Source organism: Methylomonas aurea, from assembly GCF_024505045.1.
GTDB classification, from domain to species: Bacteria; Pseudomonadota; Gammaproteobacteria; order Methylococcales; family Methylomonadaceae; genus Methylomonas; species Methylomonas aurea.
Genome location: NZ_JANIBM010000006.1, coordinates 64,587 through 82,855, shown reverse-complemented (window position 1 = coordinate 82,855; position 18,269 = coordinate 64,587). Strand labels below are relative to the sequence as shown.

The following is an 18,269-nucleotide window of genomic DNA, read 5'->3' as shown; positions in this document are numbered from 1 at the left end:
AGGCGTTATTTATGCTCCCAGGAGGCAAGGTCTTCGATCGGTTCCAAGTGGGTATCGATATCGATGTTGTCCAAATTGTCCATGATCTGCCGTTCGATTTCTTCCAGCAAGTCGTGGCCTTGTTGCACGCTCCATTTGCCGGGTACCAGCACATGCACCGACATGAAACGGCGGGCGCCGGCGTAGCGGGTGCGCAAGGCGTGATAGGCGATGGCATGGCTGGCGACATATTGCTCCAACACCGCCACGATCGCCTGTACCTCAGCGGCCGGCAACGCGGCATCGAGCAAACCGGACACGGTACGCCGGATCAACTGCAAGCCGGCCCAGACGATATGCAAGGCCACGCCAATCGCCAGCAACGGATCCAAAATCTCCCAGCCTTTCATGCCCAAACTTTGCGCCAGATTCAAACTGGCTTCGAAGCGGTTGCCCACCGAAATCAGAGCAATCCCGACCAAAATGCCGACGGTGGTCCAGACGTCGGTCATCAAATGCTTGCCGTCGGCTTCCAATGTGATCGATTGCCGACTCCGACCAACACCGATCAGCACCCGCGCCACCGCCAGATTGATCAACGAAGCGAACACCGAAACCGCGATACCCAAGTCCAGTTGCTGCAACGCCTGCGGATGCCACAGCCGCTCCCAAGCGGAAAAGCCGATGCTGAAAGCCGCTAACAGAATCATCACACCCTCGGCGCCGCTGGAAAAATATTCGATTTTCTCGTGGCCGTAGGCGTGGGTGTCGTCCGGCGGCCGCGCGGAAATACTCAACACTGCGACCATGATCACCGCCGCCACCAAATTGATTACAGACTCTAGCGCGTCGGACAATAACCCCACCGAACCGGTCAGCCAATAGGCGTAACTTTTCAGGCCGATTGTAGACACTGCAGCGACGATGGAGAGCCAACCGTAGGCGGCAAGAGATTTTGATGGATTTGCCATTAGCGGTGAATCATGAGAAATGACGGAATTCTAGCAGACTGAACCGCGCCGGCCGGTTTCAGACGGCCAACGGAAACGTCAAGGTCACGCAGGCGTGACCTTGGTCATCGTTTTGCAAGTGCATCGCACCTTGGTGGTCTTTGGCGAAACGCCGCACCATGGCCAACCCCAACCCGCTGCCGCCGTCCTTCAAACTGACGAATGGGCGGATGCCGTGCCGCAAAAAATCGGCGCTGAAGCCGGGACCGGAATCGACGACAACGAGTTCCATTTTACCGTCGCGACTATCGGCAAACACACTGACTTCGCCGTTGTTGGGCCCAATGGCCTGCACCGCATTCAGCAGCAGATTCAAAACGGCTTGGCGGAACTCGCTTTCCGGCAAAAACACGTACAGATTTTCGGCGATCCGGCAATTAAACGCCACATTTTCCCGAGCCTGGTATTTCAGCAAAGTTAACAACTCTTCCAGCAACGGCTGCACCTCGACCCGTTGCGATGACTCGCCGTTACTGCGAGCCGAGGCCAACAGATCGTTCAAGTTGCGCGTCAGCCGTTGCACTTCGCGGTACACCATCCGCAACCTTTCCGCCAATTCGCTGTCGCGGCATTCTTCCAACATGTTCTCCAGCGCCAATTGGATGCTGGCCAACGGATTGCGCAGTTCATGGGCGGTACTGGCCGCCAATTCGGCCAATGCCGCCAAACGCTCGGCTTTGGCCAACTGCTGGCTGCGTTCCAGCAAGGCGTGGCTGGTTTGCCGGACCCGGTACTCCAGCAACTCGGTGTGCTCCAGATGTTCGCGTTCCAACTCGACCAGACGCGAGACCAAATGGTTATAGCGGTCGAACAGGGCGTGCAGCAACGGATCCGAGGTGCTGCGGTTGATCGGTTTCATTTCGCCTTCGGCCAGGCCTGACAACAGCTCCTTCAAGCAGTCCAGCGGCTCCAGCACATTGGTGCGGAAGAAATAGCCGACGATCCACAGCAACAGTAGCGGCAACAATATCGCCAGCTGCAGTTCCAATTCCCCGTCATCCTCGATATTGATCAACAAGCGCTCCTCTTCCTGAGCCTGGCGATCCAGAACCTGCTTGATCAACTGCAAGGCATGGACCAAATTGGCTTGGTCGCCCTGCACCGCCTTGCCGAACACTTCCTGAAGTTGCTGCAGATTGGCCGGTATCGCACTGTCGTAGTCGCGCAAACCGCCGATCAATTGCTCCTGAATATCGGACAACTGGCTTTTCTCGGCTGCAGATGCCCCCTGATTGCTGGATAGCGTCAATTGCAGTTGCAGCAGCTCGAACAGCGTATCCTCCAAATGATGGCCGCGACCGATGTCGCGTTCGATGATGTGGATACGTTGGTCGTTGACCCAGGTCAGGCGACCGATTGCCAGCAATTCGGCAATCACCAACAAACCGAGAACGAAGCTGACGAAGATAACCGGCCGAAACAGCAAACGGCGCATGGTGGGATACATAAGCGGATACCGGGTAATCGCGAGATAGCCGGGGAGTTTAACCGACCTTATTCGAAGGTCGTTAGCGGATTACGTGCTACATCAGGTTCTTTTTGCCGGACAAAAAAGCGCCTCGTTTAAGGATAAACGAGGCGCTTCTGCTGGTTACTGGCGCGAAGAGCAATATGCCTCGCTGCTGATTATTAATAGTTGAACTGAATTTGAGTCCGGATCAGATCACCCGAGGCTTGGCGCAAATAATCTGCGCTGGACGCACTGGAGACATTTGTCCTATTCATGCTGGAGTAAGCAACCGTCAACTCCAGCGCCTTGAATATTTGATACTCGATACCGGCCTCCAATTCATCCATGTCAACTCTCGGCGCGTTGGTAGCCCCTTTCCATGCACCATTGTATGTTTGCCACTTTACGTAAGGGATCATGGTGCCCTTGGTACCGAAGACATCGTCGATTTTGTACATGGCTTGTACATAACCGCCATTCAGATTTTGCCGTTCGATGACACCTTGAATACCGGCGGTAGGGCTCAAGTCTCTATTAGGATTGAGCGTGGGTCCGGCCCCCCAGTTCCATTCCGCTTGCAAACCGAACGGTTGCGGAAACAACACCGCGTGAACGCCGACCCGATCCTCGCTGATACTGAAGTTGCTACCGTTTGTCGGTGTGACGGTAGCGGTAACATTGTCATAAGGGTTGGAGTACGCGGCTGGATTCATAGTAAAACGTCCGGACATCACATCCGCGCCAACCTCTAACACCTGCCCACGCATAGCACTGCCTAGGAACCCCAAATCGAATGGATAGGTCGAGTGGGCAACTAAATAAAGGTTATCATTGGCCTCGGCCTTGTTAACGCTTTGTCCGTTGTAGACACCAACACCCAACACACCGTAATCGCCGGAAGTTTTCAATCCCTTTTTGGTCAAGTCTTTCCAGACTTTTTGGACTTCGGATGGTGTCCAGTACGCAAACAAACCGAGATCCCGCTCGCTCGGTACCGCACTATTTAAAGCATCGGCCCGGTCCAACGTCAGCCGGTTTTGCGAAGACTGTAAGTTTTCCCAACCGAATGGCACTTTGGATTGGCCGGCTCGAATCCGGTACTCGTGCGGTTTATCGAAAGCTATGTCCGCATAAGCATCCCGCAATTGCGCGAAATGCAAATCGACGTTGGAAGAACTGGTAGCGGCATTGGTTGCAAAGTCCGGTTGCAGATACAAGGATATGTAATCGTTGATATCACCTGAAAATACCAACCGCACCCGGCGTAAAAAGAAGCCTTGGTTATTGCCAATCGATCTATCACCAACAGAAGTCAGCTCCGGATCAGTACCGGGCGGAGTGGAACTGGTATCGGAAGCCCTATCCCCTGATAACGGTTGGTTGTAACGCAATTGGGTATAACCGCGCATGTTGATCTTGTTGAACCACTTTTCGTCGTTCTTGGCCTTGTCCTCGCGTTGAGCGACGATATGTTCTTCGATGGCTTTCAATTCGTTGGTTTTCAATTCCAGATCAGTCTGAATCGCAGTCAAGTCGGCTTTTTGCTTGGCGCTGTCTTCGACTTTTTCGAAAGACCCCAATTTGGTACGTCCGGGGCCGGGCTCGGCAAAAATCTGCTTGGTTTTTTCGTCGACGTACAGGTCCAACGCTACAGCTTCGGCGAAGTAGCCGGCGCCCATTACTGCCACGATTGCCAAACTCAGTTTGGAAAGTTTCATCAAAAATGCTCCAAAATTCAAATAAATCAACAAATTACGACAGACCAACCGGCTTGGTCGGCGAGTTTGGAGGCATTTTAGGGGGGCAATATGACAGCTTTGTGACAAGTCGGTTTTAGCAACGCCAACGTTGCTAAAAAGCAACGATCCCGCCAAGCCGGATCGAAAATATTTGATGCCCAGCACATATTTGGCTGGACGACCTGCTGCCGGCGATAACGCAACAAGACTTTACGTTTTCGGTTTTGCGGGAGGAACAGCCGGAGAACCGGCCGTAACATTTGCGTCACAAATCCGGCTACAAATTTGAGCAAGCCGGTGCCGAATACCGGGAAATTTAGTGGGAAGGGTAAAACAGTTTAAAAATGACTTCGAATTCGTCACTGATCTTGTCCAGTACGAAGCTGATTTGTTCGGGGGACAAGTTGAGGGCGCTCACCGCCAACGCATCGTAGGGGTTTTCTATGCGGCTCAGGCAATTAGCCAACCGCACTATTGCGGCCAATTCCGAATAAGGACCGATCGTGTCCGGGAAACAGTGCAGACGGATGCTTTCCACGATAGCTTCAGGCAGATTCCATAATTGGCACAGTTGCGCGCCGACCTGAAAATGGTCGAAACCGATCACGTTTTGCTCGGTATGGACATCGTCATCCACTTCCAGATGCGCCTGCGATTGCAACAGCAAATCCACTTCGCGCGCCAGTACCGGAATCCGCCGGTAGAACACCAACTGCCCCAGGTTGTGCAATAAACCGCAAATAAAGGCAACTTCCGCATGGCGCTTGCCGAATTGGACGTCCAATTCGCGGGCAATCAGCGCGCAACGCAGATTGCGCGCCCAAAAGTCGTGTATCGTGAATATTTGGCCGGGCAAGTCGGAGAATCGCTCGACGATAACCGCTCCGAGCACCAGATTCTGCAATTCGCGGGTACCGATCAGCGTAATCGCCCTGGCGATAGAACCGACTTGAGCCGGAAAACCATAGAACGCGCTGTTGACGATCTTCAACAGCTTGGCGGCCAGCGCCGCGTCGTTCTCGATCACAAACGCGGCGTCCTTCGCGGTCTTGGCGGGATCGTCGACGATTTTCTTTAACTGGAAATAAATATTGGGCGGTGAAGCGAGTTGAAGATCGCCCCGCAACAAATCGGCAACGGTTAACGTGGATGGTGAGGATACTATCATCAACAATTCTAAAAATATAAATTTGCACCTATACTACCCGGAAGTAGCATAGAAACGACTTTAAAGTCTGCGCTTAAACCTAGTCCATTTCAATGGAATTACAAGCTTTCCGAATGCCGGCCAATCTCCCAGCCCATGTTTGAAGCTCCCCATTTCCAACCAATACCAGGACGGTATTAAATGTTTGCCAGTGACGCGCTCAAAGAAAAACTTATCGTCGTAGCGGAACATGACGAAATCTCCGCGTTGAAAATCGTATCCACTTTAAAGGCCAAAGGCTTTACCCATATTCGCCAAGCCAGCAACGGCGAAGAAATCTACCAGATACTCCGCCCCTACAGCGATACCCCCGACGCCATCGGCTTGATCGTGCTGAATACGGCGCTACCGCTGTGCAAAGTCCACGAGATGTGCCGCAACCTGTCCAGCACTACGGCGGCATCGGTGATTCCGGTGGTGTTGTTGAACTCGGAAAACTTCGAGTGCGGCTCTGACCACTGTCCGCCCGAACCCGAATCCGACTGCCTGACCTACCGGATCCACGCTCCGGTCAACACCCAGGAATTGTTGCTGGCCGTAAAATTTCTGTTGAGCCTGAAACAGGAGCGCCAGCTCCGCCAACGCCAGGAAGAACAATTGATCAATGAGTTGGCGGCGAAAAACGTCATCGACGCCAAGCTCAAATTTTTGGTGGCGCACGACGAATTGACCGGCCTGTTCAACCGCAGCAGTTTCGAACGCCAGTTGCGGCTGATTTTGAACCGCAGCAACAAGACCCAAAAGGACGGGGCGCTGTTATTCATCGACGTCGATCGCTTCAGCCTGATCAACGAATTGGAAGGCTTTGAAGTCGGCGACCGTTTGTTGGTGGAGCTGGCGATTCTGGTCAGAAAAATGACCCCTCCGGCCAGCCTGTTCGCCCGCATCGGCGCCGACGAATTCTGTTTGTTCATCGAGAACAAAACCAAGAAGCAGGCGCAGCTTCTGGCCGAAACCATCAAGAACACGGTCGACAATTTCCGCTTCTTCACCGGCGAGGTCTGCTACAGCGCCTCGGTTTCGATCGGTATCGCCACGCTGGACAATTCGGTATCGGCATTCCACCCCGGCGAGATGATCTTGCACGCCCGCCAGGCCTGCAATTTCGCGAAAAACACCGGCCGCGACAAGGTCTGCGTCTATAACAGCGAAGACGTTACGGTCAAGGAACGGCGGCGCGACATCTACTGGGTGCCGTTAATCCGCAAAGCGCTGCGCGACAACAGCCTGTTTCTGGTATTTCAGCCGGTGGTGCAATTGGCCGACGGCAATATTTCCCACTACGAAGTCTTGCTGAGAATGCGCGGCGAAGGCGGCGAGACCATCACCCCGGACCAGTTCATTCCGGTGGCAGAGCGGACCGGTTTGATCCATGCGATCGACCTGTGGGTGGTGGAAAACGCCATCGATTTCCTGGCAGCATTACCGTCCTATATGTCTCACGTATCGTTGGCGATCAACCTGTCCAGCACTGCGTTCCAGTATCCGGATCTGCTGTCGACGATCAGCGACAAGCTGGAAATGACCTGGGTCGACGCCGGCCGTCTGACCTTCGAAATCACTGAAACCGCCGCCGTCGACAATTTCGACAAAACTCGGCACATGATCAACAAAATTCGTGCGCTGGGCTGTAAATTCGCGCTCGACGACTTCGGCGCCGGCTTTTGTTCCTTCAATTATTTGAAAACCTTTCCTGTCGATTATGTAAAAATCGACGGCCAGTTTATTAAAAACCTGCTGGAAAACGAAACCGACCAGATTCTAGTGAAATCGATGGTGGAAATTGCCTCGAAACTGGGCAAGAAAACCATCGCCGAATTTGTCGAATCGACCGGTACCGCGCTCAAACTGAAAGAAATCGGCGTCAATTTCGGCCAGGGTTACGCATTCGGCAAACCCGACCGCAATTTAATCGACAGCCAGGTTTCCAATGCGATATTGTTCACCGCGCTAAAATCGCCTACCAAGGTTATTTAAAGTTTAGGCTGGGAGAAACTCCCGCGCGCAGCGGCAAGCCAATCGGTTTACCGGCATGCCGCGCTCTGGTATATTCGGATTCGGCAGCCCTATTTGCCGTTACGTTGTGCTTAAACTTTTAATAAATTAATAAATAGAAAAAACAAGGGGGGAAGGACTATGGCTGAATTGCTTTTCATCGCAACGACTATTTTCGTGGCTTATGTGGTGTTTGTAGTACTGGGTGGCAAGAAGGAGGTTCCGGAACCCCCGAAAGCCGAGGCGCCCAAACCGGAGGCCGCCAAGCCGGCACCACTCCCGGAACCGGCCGCCCCGCCCGCCGCCGCCAAAACCGCAGAAAAGCCTGCCAAGCCAACCCCCGCCAAACCCGCCGCAAAAACCGCCAGTAAAGCCGCTCCGGCCAAAGCCGCCGCCAAACCGCCCGCAAATGTAGACAGCCTGAAAAATCCGAAAACCGGCGAAGTCGCCAAGTTCCCGGCCAGTTACTCGTTTGCCAAACGCTGGATCAAAGACGCGTTGGTGGAAGAAGGCCTGCTGGACAAAGTTTATAAAAACAACGAACTTGACGAGGCCACCAACGCCAAGATTCAGGCCGCACTACAACAATTGAGAACCATGGAGAAATACCAATAATAACGCCATGCCACGCGGCAGCCTTGCGGCGCAGGCTGCCGGCCGTTTATTCCAGGCCGAGTTTCTTTAATCGGTAACGCAACGAGCGGAAACTCATTCCCAAATATTTGGCCGTCGCAGTTTTATTCCAGCGATTCTCTTCCAATGCCGAGCTTAAGGCTTTTTTCTCGATATCTTCCAAGTAGCTTTCCAACGACATTTTTTCGGCATTGAAATCTTCCGCCGCGGCTAAATCCAAACCCGTGGGCAAATTCAAATCGCCGACCTCGATCACGCCGCCCTCGTGCAGCGCCAAAGCCCGTTCCAGAATATTTTCCAGCTCGCGAACATTGCCCGGAAAACAATACTGTTTCAAAGCATTCAACGCCGCATCGGACAAGCGCGGCTTGGCAATGCCGTTGGCCCGCGCCAAAACTTGCAACAAATGTTCGGTCAATTGCGGAATGTCGGCGGCCCGCGCCCGTAACGGCGGTAAATTAAGTTCGATGACGTTGATCCGGTAATACAAATCCTGCCGGAAACTGCCTTCTTGCACCATTTTTGCCAAATCCCTGTGGGTCGCGCTCAACAAGCGCACATCCACCGGAATTTCGCGTTGCTCGCCGATCGGCCGGATTTTCTTTTCTTGTATCGCCCGGAGCAGTTTGACTTGCAGTGCCAGAGGCAAATCGGCCACTTCGTCCAGAAACAACGTGCCGCCGTCCGCGGCTTGAAACAAGCCTTGCTTGTCGCTGACCGCCCCGGTGAAACTGCCTTTTTTGTGGCCGAAAAATTCGCTTTCCATCAGTTCGTGCGGAATGGCCCCGCAATTGATGGCGATGAACGCCTTTTCGCTGCGCGGACTTTGCTGATGGATCAGCCGAGCCACCAATTCCTTGCCGGAGCCGGACTCGCCGCTGATATATACCGGCGCCTGGTTGCGCGCCACTTTGTCGATCTTGGAGCGGATATTGCGCATCGGCGCCGATTCGCCGAGCAACAAGTCGCGGGTGCGGCGATCTTTTTCCGACACCCGGTTCAGAGAGAGTTGCAAGGCATGGCTGACCAATTGCCGCAGCACCGCCAAGTCCACCGGCTTGGACAGAAAATCGAAAGCGCCTTTTTTCATGGCCTTGATCGCGACGTCCATGCTGCCGTGGGCGGTGATCACCGCGACCGGCAGTTGCAAACCTTGGGACTGGATGTAATCGACCAGCTCCAAGCCGTCGCCATCCGGCAAGCGCATGTCGGTCAAACATAAATCGAAAGTCTGGCTGGCCAACCATTGCTTGGCTTCCGCCAAGGTAGCCGCACTACGGGTCTGGATTTGCATCCGGTTTAGCGTGATTTCCAATAATTCCCGAATATCGGGCTCGTCGTCGACCACTAATGTGACAGGCATGTTCATATTTCAATCGCCGCACGATCGGCATTCGCCAATGACAAGGTAAAACAGGATTTTTCGCCGAGAGCGTAACTCAGCTCCGCCCGGTTCAATTCGGCCAATTCCTTGGAAATGTAAAGCCCCAGCCCGGTACCCTGGTGAGACGTGGTGAAAAACGGTTCGAACAGATGCTGCAGATTGTCGGCGCCGATGCCCGGACCGTTGTCGATCACGCTGATGTAAGGCGAGCCTTGCGCCATACCCGCCTCGACCAGAATCGGCCCCGCATCCGGCCGGCCGTATTTCAATGCGTTGGCGCACAGATTGTCCAGAATCTGCTTCAAGTGGCCGGCGTCGATACACGCGCCAAGTCCGCGGGCCTGGAACGCCAGTTTGAACGTGCCCTCCGCCAGCCCCAAATTGAGACTTTGTTCGCTCAAATACGCCGGCAGCCACTGGTCGAGCACGATTTTTTGTTTCTGCGACGGCGCCCGCCGCGACAGCTTCAGAATATCTTCGATGATACCATTCACGCGCTGGCAATGAATCCGAATGATTTCTGTCAGCCGCAAATCCTGGGCATCCAGAGCGTGCGATTCTGCCAACAATTGGCCGGCATGGCTAATAGCCGCCAGCGGATTGCGGATTTCGTGGGCGATACTGGCCGTCAGCCGACCTAAGGAGGCCAATTTGCTTTGTTGCAATCGCTGATTGTACAAGGCGATGTCTTCGAAAATCAGCATGTTCAAAGTTTCTTCTTCCATCGCCAGCGCCGAAAATCGGACTTGAATTTCGCTGCGGTCGAGCAAAGACACGATGGCAAAATCCTGCTCCCGGCGTTCGCGCCACAATTCGAAGGCCTGCTGCAATTGCGGCGATATATCGGCCAAGACTTGCGGCTGGCGTTCCAGCCCCAATAAACGCAATGCCGACTGGTTGGATAATTGGGTTACCTGACGGTCGTCGACAATCATGATGCCGGATTGCAAATGCTGAATGATGTAGCGGTTCAGACTTTCCAGGCGGGCGATGGTCTGCTCGTGGCGTTGCGCCAGTATCGCGGCTTGCTCGGCGCGTTGCGCCAGTATCACCGAGAGAATGGCAATCGAAAAAAAAGCCACGCCGAGCATGCCGGCATAGGTCAGCGTAGTGGTTTCGAAGGCGCGGATTTGTATTGCATAAAGCTCTTCGGCCAGAATCGCCAGACTGGCCAGGGCGGCGAACAAGATCGCACAGCGACCACCGACCAACAGGCCGCCCGCCGCAATCGATATCGCCAACAAGATACCGATGCCGCTACCAACCCCGCCGCTGGCGTGCATCATCAGCGTGATCAAGACGATGTCGGTAAAGATCAAAATCTGGGCCAATCTGGCGTAGCCCAGCCGTTGTCTAAATGCGACCGGACCGGCAATCACCGAAATCGCCAAATAAGCGCCACTAGCGAACTGGTACAATGCAGCGTCGTAGGCCCCGAGTAAGGACGGGCCGAAACGCAAGTAGAACAGCATCGCGAACAGGCTGGCGGTGACGAAACGGTACAGAGCAAAGATTTTCAGCATCAGCCAGGCTTGCCGACTGGGAATACCGTAACCTTTGGAAAATGGGCAGGGGTATAAAGTGTCGGCCGCTGGCGTTCGCATTGCCCGTCGTTTTTTCAGGAGTTGGTTAAAATGAGTGTCGGGCAATCATAGCACCAACTCGGAGCGCCGCGATGCCCGCCTCAATATGGAGCACCTAGATGAATATTCACGAATACCAGGCGAAACAACTATTTCAAGACTTTGCCATCCCGGTTCCGCGCGGATTGGTCGCGGCAAATGCCGCCGAAGCTCAGGAAGCCGCGCGGCAATTGGGCGGGGCAAAGTGCGTGGTCAAAGCGCAAATCCACGCCGGCGCCCGCGGCAAGGCCGGCGGCGTAAAGTTGGCCGACAGCCCGGAACAAGCCGGCCAGTTCAGCGCTGCGCTGCTCGGCACGCGTTTGGTTACCCACCAGACCGATGCCGCCGGCTTGCCGGTGAATAGCGTCTGGATCGAAGAGGCGTCTGCGATTAAATCAGAGTTTTATTTGAGCCTGCTGCTGGATAGGGAAAGCGAACGCCTGATCTTTATCGCCTCCGCTGCCGGCGGCATGGATATAGAAGCGGTCGCCACCCAAACCCCGGAAAAAATCATCAAAGTCCCGGTACATCCGGCCGCCGGGCTGCAAGCCTATCAAGGCCGGCAAATCGGCGCGGCATTCGGCTTGGGTAAAGAACAGCAGGCCCAGTTGCAATCGATCTTGAACGGCATGTACCAGTTGTTCCTGGCCAAGGACTGCAGCCAGATCGAGATCAATCCGCTGATCGAAACCGCAGACGGCAGACTAGTGGCGTTGGACGCTAAAATCAATTTCGACGACAACGCGATCGCGTTGCACCCCGACATAGCTGCGTTGCGCGACGCTTCGCAAGAAGACGCCAAAGAAGCTGAGGCCAAACAATTCGATCTGAACTACGTCACGCTGGGCGGCAACATCGGCTGCATGGTCAACGGCGCCGGTCTGGCGATGGCGACGATGGACATGGTCAAATTAAAAGGCGGCGCGCCGGCCAACTTCCTGGATGTCGGCGGCGGCACCAACAAGGACAAGGTCAAAGAAGCCTTCAAACTGATTTTGTCGGACGGCACCGTCAAGGCAGTGTTGGTCAATATTTTCGGCGGCATCGTCAAATGCGATGTGATCGCCGCCGGCATTCTGGCTGCGGTCGAGGAAATGCATCTGACCATTCCGGTCGTGGTGCGTTTAGAGGGCACCAACGTCGAGCAGGGCAAAACTATGTTAAGCCAGTCCGGGCTGGGCCTGGTGGCCGCGGACGATTTGAACCAAGCCGCCGAATTGGCGGTGAAACTGGCGCAGGAGGTGGCCTGATGAGCATTTTGATCGACAAAAACACTAAAGTCATTTGCCAGGGCTTTACCGGCAAACAAGGCACCTTCCACTCCGAACAGGCCCTGGCCTACGGCACCCAACTGGTCGGCGGCGTCACCCCGGGCCGCGGCGGTTCCACTCACCTCGATCTACCGGTGTTCGATACGGTCGAGCAAGCCGTTAAAGCCACCGGCGCCAATGCGAGCATGATTTACGTGCCTCCCTTCTTTGCCGCCGATGCGATCCTGGAAGCGGTCGCGGCCGGCATCGAATTGATCGTCTGCATCACCGAGGGTATTCCGGTACTGCAGATGCTGAAAGTCAAAGCCGCGATGCAGGGTACGCAATCGTTGTTGGTCGGGCCCAACTGCCCCGGCGTGATCACGCCCGGCCAATGTAAGATCGGCATCATGCCCGGCCATATTCATCAGCCCGGCAAGATCGGCATCGTCTCCCGCTCCGGCACGCTGACCTACGAAGCGGTACACCAAACCACCCGCGAAGGTCTGGGCCAAAGCACCTGCGTCGGCATCGGCGGCGACCCGATCCACGGCATGAATTTCATCGACGTGTTGAGCCGGTTCCAGGACGATCCGCAAACCGAGGGCATCGTCATGGTCGGCGAAATCGGCGGTAGCGACGAAGAACAAGCCGCGGAATTCATCAAAGCCCACGTCACGAAACCGGTGGTCGGTTACATCGCCGGCCAGACTGCACCGCCCGGTAAACGCATGGGCCATGCCGGCGCTATCGTTACCGGCGGCAGCGGCACGGCAGAAGGCAAGGTCGCGGCGATGAAAGCGGCCGGCGTCAGCATGGTCAGTTCGCCGTCGGATATCGGCGCCGCAATGCGGGATTGTTTTTCGAAGTAGCCAATGCCGTTGAGAATCGCGTTAGCCCAACTCAATTTCGCCGTCGCCGACATTGCCGGCAACGTCGGCAAAATCCTGGACGCGGCCAAGCAAGCCCGCGAGCGCCAAGCCGACATCGTTGTGTTTCCGGAGTTGTGCGTGACCGGCTATCCGCCGGAAGACCTGTTGCTGCGTGCCGATTTCTTGGCCCAATCGGAACAGGCCATTCGGCAACTTACCGCGCAAATTGAAGGTATCGTCGCCGTGATCGGCTTTCCGCGCCGTCAGGCTGGAAAGCTGTATAACGCTGCCGCCGCCATCAGCAATGGCACTATCGTCGCCGAGTACCACAAATCCGCCCTGCCCAATTACGGCGTATTCGATGAGCAACGCTACTTCGCCCCCGGAACCAGCTGTTGCATCTTCGAAGTGAACGGCCGCAAGCTGGCACTGACGATCTGCGAGGATGTCTGGTTGCCGGACACCCTGGCGCGTAACCGCGCCGCCGGCGCAGACATCGTGTTGGCCTTGAATGCGTCGCCATTCCACGCCGGCAAGATGCAGCAACGCGAGGACATCATTTGCGGCCATGTCCGCTCCGCCGGTATCCCGCTGGTGTACGTCAACCAGATCGGCGGCCAGGACGAGTTAGTGTTCGACGGCGCCTCGTTCGTCGCAGACCGCTGCGGCGAAGTGGTTTACCGCGCGGCGGAATTCGAAGAGCAGCTCGATGTAGTCGAATTCGACGGCGTAGTGCCGGCTCGGACCGGCATCGTCGCCCTTTATCAGCCAATCGTCAGCGAATACAGGGCCTTGCTGCTCGGCATTCGCGACTACGTGCGCAAGAACGGCTTTCACGGCGCGATTCTGGGCCTGTCCGGCGGCATCGATTCGGCGCTGGTGTTGGCACTGGCCGTCGATGCGCTGGGCGCCGACCGGGTCGAGGCGGTGGCGATGCCGTCGCGCTATACCGCCGACATCAGCAACGAAGACGCCAGACTGGAAGCCGAAGCGCTCGGCGTGAAGTTACACACCATACCGATCGAACCGGCGGTCAACGCCTTTAACCAGATGCTGGCGCCGTTGTTCGCCGGCAGCGGAAAGGACACAACCGAGGAAAACATCCAGGCCCGCTGCCGCGGCGTGTTGCTGATGGCTTTATCCAACAAGCAAGGCAAACTGCTGCTGACCACCGGCAACAAGAGCGAAATGAGCGTCGGCTACGCCACGCTTTACGGCGACATGGCCGGCGGCTTCGCGCCGTTAAAGGATGTCTCCAAATTGATGGTTTATAAACTGGCCGAATACCGCAACAGCCTGTCGCCGGCGATTCCGGAGCGGGTCATCACCCGGCCGCCATCGGCCGAACTGGCGCCGGACCAGAAAGACGAAGATTCGCTGCCGCCCTACTCGATTCTGGATCCGATTCTGGCCCTGTACATCGAGCAGGACCAGTCGTCCGCCGACATCGTCGCCCTGGGTTATCCGCGCGACGCGGTCGAACGCGCCATCTCGCTGGTCGACCGTAACGAATACAAGCGCCGGCAATCGCCGCCGGGCATTCGCATCACGCCCAGAGCCTTCGGTCGCGACCGGCGTTATCCCATTTCATCGGCTTACCGCGGCACCGCCGCGCTTAATCCAACAGCGCCCGACAACGTTAAGGAGTAAATTCATGTCAATATTGCGTACCGTTTTAATCTCTACCGCCCTGCTGCTGACGGCGGAGAACGGTCTAGCCCGCGAAATCAATATTCCCGTGCCGATGGAATACCGCTTTATCAAAAGCGTTTTGGTTAACCAGCTCTACACCGGACCGGACGAATCGGTTCGCGCCTGGAAAGACGGTAAACAATGCAGCTATCTGGACCTGGACCACCCGCAAATCAGCGGCGAGAACGGCCAAGTCAAAATCCAGAACAACGTCCAGGCCAGGATCGGCACTGCTTTGGGCGGCAAATGCATGGCGCTGGTGGAATGGTCCGGTATCCTGCAGACTTTTCAGCAACCCACCGTGGACGCTTCGGGAAATGTGCTGAGCTTTCCGGTCACCCAGCTCAACGCGTTCGACCGCAACGGTCAGCCGCTGAATATCAACCAACTGCAATCTCTGATCAAAAAGGCCGCCGAGCCGAAACTGTCCGGTTTGAAAATCGATTTGAACCAGGTTAGGCCGGACATTGCCAAAACCTTGGTTCCTTATATCGCCGCCGAACACAGCGAAGAATTGCACGATACGATCAACAGTCTACGTTTCAACCAAGCCAAAGCCGACGCCAATGGCCTCCAGATCAATCTGGGCTACACGGCCGCCAACCCTACCCAGAACGGCGTCAAGCCTGCTGCGATTCTGAACGAAACCGAGTTGAAGCAATGGCGCGCTCTGTGGCAAAACTGGCAGGCTTCCCTGGACAAATCGATCGCCACCGCACAGCTAGGCGACAATGCCGAGGAAACCCGCGGCAAACTGCATGAAGTGCTGCAAAAAGCCGGCACTGCCTTCGAGCAAGGCCTGAGCAGCGAATCGGTCGCCGAGAACGACCCGGTACGCAAGTTTTTCAACAGCTCGTGGGATACCTTCGCCCCCTTGTTGCGCGACGCCTCCAGCCAATTGCCGGGCGGTGAAAAATTGCGCTACGTCACGCTGATTGCCGCGACCGATCTGATGTACGAATTGGAATCGATCGGCTCGCCGTTGGGCCTGGAAGTCTCTTCCAACGGTTTGCGCAAGCTGGCCCGCTCCTTGATCGCCCAGCAAACGCTGAAAGGCAAAGCCAAAAGAGCCAAACGCAAAGGCTAGCCCGAACTCCGTCCCCACTCGCCCCGGATGAACCGGCAAACGGTTTTCCGGGCCTACCCCACCTGACCGCGTCATTTCGCGCTAGCAAGCCCGCTTTATTAACCTGTTTTTCTCAACGGGAATTTACGTTAAGCTTGCCGCCCTGTTCCACGGAACGCGAGTATCCTAAACCGACAGGGCCAGAATCGCCGGTACCTCGACCGGCGCCTTCCGGCGCTCGATAACCCCAAAGCGAGCGAAACATGCAAGATCACATGTTCGACATCCACCCATACATGCCGCACGGCCAATGTTATTTGTGGCAGAGCGATCTGCTGTTGCTGCATGTGGTGTCCGACACGCTGATCGTGTTGTCTTACTACTCGATTCCGTTCGCGCTGGTCTACATTCTGAAAAAGCGCCAGGATATTCCGTTTAGCTGGATTTATTGGCTGTTCGGCCTGTTCATCTTCCTCTGCGGCACTACCCACTTGCTCAGCATCTGGAATGTCTGGGTCCCCGATTACTGGCTGTCCGGATTCGTCAAACTGGCTACGGCAATCAGTTCTATCACGACGGCGGCCCTGGTTTGGCCTCTGGTGCCGAAAATTCTGGCCATACCCAGCCAAGCGCAATTGGTAGCAGCCAACTCGGCCCTGGCCAGAGAGATCGAAAACCATAAAAGAACCGAGCAGGAACTGCGCAAATTAACGCTGGCGATGCAATACAGCTCGAGCATGGTCATCGTGACTGACGCCGAAACCCATATCGAATATTGCAACCCGGCCTTTTACCAGATCACTGGATACAGCGCGGAAGAAGTGATCGGGCGCCGGGCCAATCTGCTCAAATCCGACCTAACTGCCGACGAGACATACAAGAGCCTTTGGGCCACGTTAATGAGCGGCTCCGCCTGGCACGGCGAATTCTTAAACCGCAAGAAAAACGGCGAACTTTTTTGGTGCCTGGAATCGATTGCGCCCATCCTGGATGAGACGAATTCTATCAGCCATTTCGTATCCATCATTCACGACATCAGTGACCGCAAGGATACCGAGGAAATCATCCGCCACATGGCGTACTACGATCCTTTGACCGATCTGCCCAACCGCTCGCTGTTCAACGAGCGGCTGGAACAAGCCATCCACCAAGCCAAGCGCAATCCGCAAATCTTCGCGCTGTTCTATCTGGACCTGGACCGCTTCAAAAGCATTAACGATACGCTGGGGCATTTGGTTGGCGACAAACTGCTGATCGAGGTCGGAAAACGCATCTCGGCCTGCCTGCGCGAGCAAGAAACCGTCGCCCGGCTCGGTGGCGACGAATTCGCGCTGATCGGCCTGAATTTGTCCAGTCCGGCCGACGCCGGCGACATCGCCCAGCGCGTGATCCACACCGTCAACGAACCGTTTTTTATCGACGACCACCAATTGTTCGTCAGCACCAGCCTCGGCATCAGCGTCTACCCGCAAGACGCCACCACCAGCGAACAACTGTTGAAACACGCCGACGACGCCTTGTATCTGGCGAAACAACACGGCCGCAACACCTTCGAGTTCTACAATGCCGCGGCCAACGCCCTCTCCCTGCGCCGACTCAACATCGAAAACCATTTGCGCCACGGTCTGGCCCGCAACGAATTTTCGCTGGCCTACCAGCCGCAAGTCGATTTGGCCAGCGGCGAAATCATCGGATCGGAAGTATTACTGCGCTGGAACCCGGCAATCGGCACCATCAGTCCGGAAGAATTCATCCCGATCGCCGAGAACAGCGGCCTGATCGTCGAAATCGGCGAATGGGTGATGCGTACTGCCTGCCGCGACTATATGGCGGCGCCGTTGCGGGAGCGCAACCTATTGCTGGCGATCAATTTATCGGCACGCCAGTTCAAGAAAACCACATTGGTAGATAGCGTGCGCAGCATTCTGGCGGAAACCGGCTTTCCGGCCGAGCGGCTGGAGCTGGAAATCACCGAAAGCATGTTGGTCGAGCATTTCGAGAAAACCGTCAAGCAGATGCAGGAATTGAAAAATCTCGGCATTCGACTGGCGATAGACGATTTCGGCACCGGATTTTCCTCGCTCAGCTATCTAAAACGGTTTCCGGTCGACACGCTCAAAATCGACAAATCCTTCGTCGCCGATATCTACGACAACCAGAACGATGCTTGCATCGTGCGCTCCATCATCGGTCTGGGCCACGGCCTGAACCTGAAAGTCCAGGCCGAAGGCGTGGAAACCGCGCAGCAGCTGGAGCTATTGAAACTGAACCAATGCGACCGCGGCCAGGGCTATTTCTTTCACAAACCGCTGCCAATAGACGAGTTTCGCCGGCTGTTCGCCTAGGGTTCCCTGGGCGAACAGCCGGAAA

13 protein-coding genes are annotated in these 18,269 nt (G+C 55.7%); 7 read left to right on the top strand and 6 right to left on the bottom strand.

Annotated elements, in window-relative coordinates; translation table 11 throughout:
- Positions 1-5: 5 nt before the first annotated feature.
- From NP603_RS07425 to NP603_RS07410, 4 genes are all read right to left on the bottom strand, one after another.
- A complete protein-coding gene (locus tag NP603_RS07425; RefSeq protein ID WP_256610283.1) occupies positions 6-950 on the bottom strand; it encodes a cation diffusion facilitator family transporter in 945 nt (314 codons plus the stop codon).
- A 58-nt stretch (positions 951-1,008) separates the two neighbouring features.
- Entirely contained in the window at positions 1,009-2,436 is a 1,428-nt protein-coding gene (locus NP603_RS07420) for a sensor histidine kinase (RefSeq protein WP_256610282.1), read from the bottom strand.
- A gap of 182 nt (positions 2,437-2,618) precedes the next feature.
- On the bottom strand, positions 2,619-4,157 hold the full coding sequence (locus tag NP603_RS07415) for a porin (RefSeq protein ID WP_256610281.1): 1,539 nt from the start codon (positions 4,155-4,157) through the stop codon (positions 2,619-2,621).
- Between the two features lie 337 nt (positions 4,158-4,494).
- Positions 4,495-5,346, bottom strand: a complete 852-nt coding sequence (locus NP603_RS07410) for an HDOD domain-containing protein (protein ID WP_256610280.1) — start codon at positions 5,344-5,346, stop codon at positions 4,495-4,497.
- 180 nt (positions 5,347-5,526) lie between these two features.
- Between NP603_RS07410 and NP603_RS07405 the strand changes: the two genes are divergently transcribed.
- Together NP603_RS07405 and NP603_RS07400 are read left to right on the top strand one after the other, a co-directional pair.
- Positions 5,527-7,362, top strand: a complete 1,836-nt coding sequence (locus NP603_RS07405) for an EAL domain-containing protein (protein WP_256610279.1) — start codon at positions 5,527-5,529, stop codon at positions 7,360-7,362.
- A gap of 159 nt (positions 7,363-7,521) precedes the next feature.
- A complete protein-coding gene (locus NP603_RS07400) occupies positions 7,522-7,995 on the top strand; it encodes a hypothetical protein (RefSeq protein WP_256610278.1) in 474 nt (157 codons plus the stop codon).
- Between the two features lie 46 nt (positions 7,996-8,041).
- On the opposite strand, the gene NP603_RS07395 is transcribed toward NP603_RS07400, so the two are convergent.
- Together NP603_RS07395 and NP603_RS07390 are read right to left on the bottom strand one after the other, a co-directional pair.
- Entirely contained in the window at positions 8,042-9,382 is a 1,341-nt protein-coding gene (locus NP603_RS07395; RefSeq protein WP_256610277.1) for a sigma-54-dependent transcriptional regulator, read from the bottom strand.
- Positions 9,379-11,001: a sensor histidine kinase gene (locus NP603_RS07390; protein ID WP_256610276.1), complete on the bottom strand. Its 1,623-nt coding sequence runs from the start codon at positions 10,999-11,001 to the stop codon at positions 9,379-9,381. The genes NP603_RS07395 and NP603_RS07390 overlap by 4 nt, the downstream gene beginning before the upstream one ends.
- A gap of 98 nt (positions 11,002-11,099) precedes the next feature.
- On the opposite strand from NP603_RS07390, the gene sucC reads away from it, so the two are divergent.
- The 5 genes from sucC to NP603_RS07365 all read left to right on the top strand — a co-directional run bounded on the left by sucC (position 11,100) and on the right by NP603_RS07365 (position 18,244).
- Complete coding sequence (gene sucC, locus NP603_RS07385; RefSeq protein ID WP_256610275.1) at positions 11,100-12,269, top strand: ADP-forming succinate--CoA ligase subunit beta; 1,170 nt, start codon at positions 11,100-11,102, stop codon at positions 12,267-12,269.
- Positions 12,269-13,141: a succinate--CoA ligase subunit alpha gene (gene sucD / locus NP603_RS07380; protein WP_256610274.1), complete on the top strand. Its 873-nt coding sequence runs from the start codon at positions 12,269-12,271 to the stop codon at positions 13,139-13,141. The genes sucC and sucD overlap by 1 nt, the downstream gene beginning before the upstream one ends.
- A gap of 3 nt (positions 13,142-13,144) precedes the next feature.
- Positions 13,145-14,791 carry an NAD+ synthase gene (locus tag NP603_RS07375; RefSeq protein ID WP_256610273.1) on the top strand — a complete coding sequence of 549 codons (1,647 nt, stop codon included), beginning with the start codon at positions 13,145-13,147 and terminating at the stop codon, positions 14,789-14,791.
- Positions 14,792-14,795: 4 nt separating this feature from the next.
- Positions 14,796-15,920: a hypothetical protein gene (locus tag NP603_RS07370; RefSeq protein ID WP_256610272.1), complete on the top strand. Its 1,125-nt coding sequence runs from the start codon at positions 14,796-14,798 to the stop codon at positions 15,918-15,920.
- Between the two features lie 242 nt (positions 15,921-16,162).
- Positions 16,163-18,244 carry a putative bifunctional diguanylate cyclase/phosphodiesterase gene (locus NP603_RS07365; protein ID WP_256610271.1) on the top strand — a complete coding sequence of 694 codons (2,082 nt, stop codon included), beginning with the start codon at positions 16,163-16,165 and terminating at the stop codon, positions 18,242-18,244.
- Positions 18,245-18,269 lie beyond the last annotated feature (25 nt).